Here is a 1,907-nt window from a genome sequence, read left to right on the forward strand (position 1 = left end):
AAACTACATGGGCGTGAAGGTTAGGTGTCCATTGCTTTGCGTTCATGTATCCTTCGTCCTTGTGTATATGGATTTGAAACGCTTCAATACCGAAACGTTCCTTGCAGACCGCAGCGAATTGCTGGAGTTCCTGCATGGTGGTTTCTTGCTTGATTACTATTACCCCCTCCCGTATGGGTGCTGCTTTAGTCTGCATCTTCTGCCCAACCGTATCGAAATATCTCTGTTTCGCACTCTCCAGCCGATGGGAGATGCTATCTCCAACCCAGCTTTCATTCAAATGACTAAGTTCCGGACGAACATAGTCCAACTCTTTTTCCCTAAAGTTGTGAATCTCGCTCCCCGGCTTCACTGCTTGTACATGAATACTTGTTGCTCCCATAAGTTAACATTTTTGTGACAATCGATAACAGCCGGTGACAGCCGGCTGACAGGGGGTTAAGGGGGCTTGTCCCCTTACACACGTACCCTTTAGGGTGCTAGTGTGCTATCACCATACTGCATAGGTGCGAAGTTAGTGAATGTTTTGTAAATGCACAAATAAAGGGGAAAACATTTGGATTTGCGACAATAAAGTACTACCTTTGTTGCTGACCAAACGGTAGCTGACCGATACGGGAGAGTTACCAAAATACAAGCCGCTGGAGTTAATTGACGGACATCCGACATCCCCAGCGGCTTTATTTTTGCCTATCTGCTTCGTCTAGGCATACCAGTACCTCTACTAAAAATGTACTTCAAAGATACTTATTTTCTACCGACTTGATAGTTTTTACCCCATATTCTTGGACATTTTTCCCCCATGAGGTTATCTTTGTAGGGTGAAAGAGAAACCCATAAACGGGGATAGATTGAATGCTGGGAAGCATAAACAATCGGGGTAAGGTTAGCGAACCTTGCCTTTCATCCCCCATTATAACTTTACATAGAGGAACTTTATCTATCCCCCCCCCCGCCCCCAAAGGGGGAGCGACCAAACGGCAGCTTCACTCAATGGAGTGTTACAGTTCATCAAAACCAAGTGATAACTGTCGTTTCTCTGCTTCTTCTTTCTTTTGGGCAGCTAAAGTCTTTTTCCGAACGTATGTTTTTGTAAATGAAACCCTATCCCCATTAAAGACAATCAACGGATTAATGAACCAATTATATTCGTTTGGACCTCTTGCTATGATTTCACTTTGTACGAGCTCTGCCAATCCTTTGTATATGGCTTTGTCTGATTTGTATTGGGTGTATTCTAAGCATTTTCGCCTATCGAAAATTATCATATCATTCTTAGGCTTCATGCAAGTTAGAATATACCCGAAAACCCGAATAGCTGATTGTGATAGATTGAAAAAAGCGGCAAAATTCGCAAGGTATAGTTTTGCAAATTGCTCTTCATCTACTTCTATTTGTCGGATAAACGAGGTTTTGAATACTTCTCCTGTATCTGTATCAGCAACAGCAACTACAGCTTTTTTATCACTTCCCGTACTACTTTTGTATTTCTTAACAACGTGATTTTCAATCCCTTCAATTGCTTGTTTCATAAAGGGGTTTTCTTCGTTTTTTTGAAAATCGGTTAATTTGAGTACTTTCTTATTTTCCATAAACATTCTATTTAGGCAAATTTGACTTTCTATATATCGGTGAAAAAGTATAATTTGATTTTCCACAAAGGAATATTTAAATTTCCATTAATACAATAAAAAAGCAAAATATATTTTCCTTTTTAACATCTAATAGGAAAGAGTGACTTTCTAATATGGAAAATCAGATTTTCCAATATGGAAAATACCCTATATTGAGTATCAACTACTTAACTTATTCTATTTCTTAAGTTCTTATTATACCCTAAGAAAATACCCTATATTGAGTATCAACTACTTAACTTATTCTATTTCTTAAGTTCTTATTATACCCTC

General features: G+C 38.9%; 2 protein-coding genes. Both read right to left on the minus strand.

Annotated features, from left to right (window positions below):
- Window positions 1-382: plasmid recombination protein (locus tag QYM41_RS17460; protein WP_497795585.1), on the minus strand; the 382-nt coding region annotated here is incomplete at its 3' end.
- Between the two features lie 619 nt (window positions 383-1,001).
- A complete protein-coding gene (locus tag QYM41_RS17465; RefSeq protein ID WP_008670455.1) occupies window positions 1,002-1,592 on the minus strand; it encodes a hypothetical protein in 591 nt (196 codons plus the stop codon).
- Window positions 1,593-1,907 lie beyond the last annotated feature (315 nt).

Origin of the sequence: Kocuria oxytropis (assembly GCF_040981195.1) — a bacterium.
In the GTDB taxonomy this organism is placed as follows: domain Bacteria; phylum Actinomycetota; class Actinomycetes; order Actinomycetales; family Micrococcaceae; genus Kocuria; species Kocuria oxytropis.

Excerpts from the sequence above, each read along its gene's own strand:
- QYM41_RS17465 (WP_008670455.1), bottom strand. The coding sequence starts at position 1,592 with ATGGAAAATAAGAAAGTACTCAAATTAACCGATTTTCAAAAAAACGAA.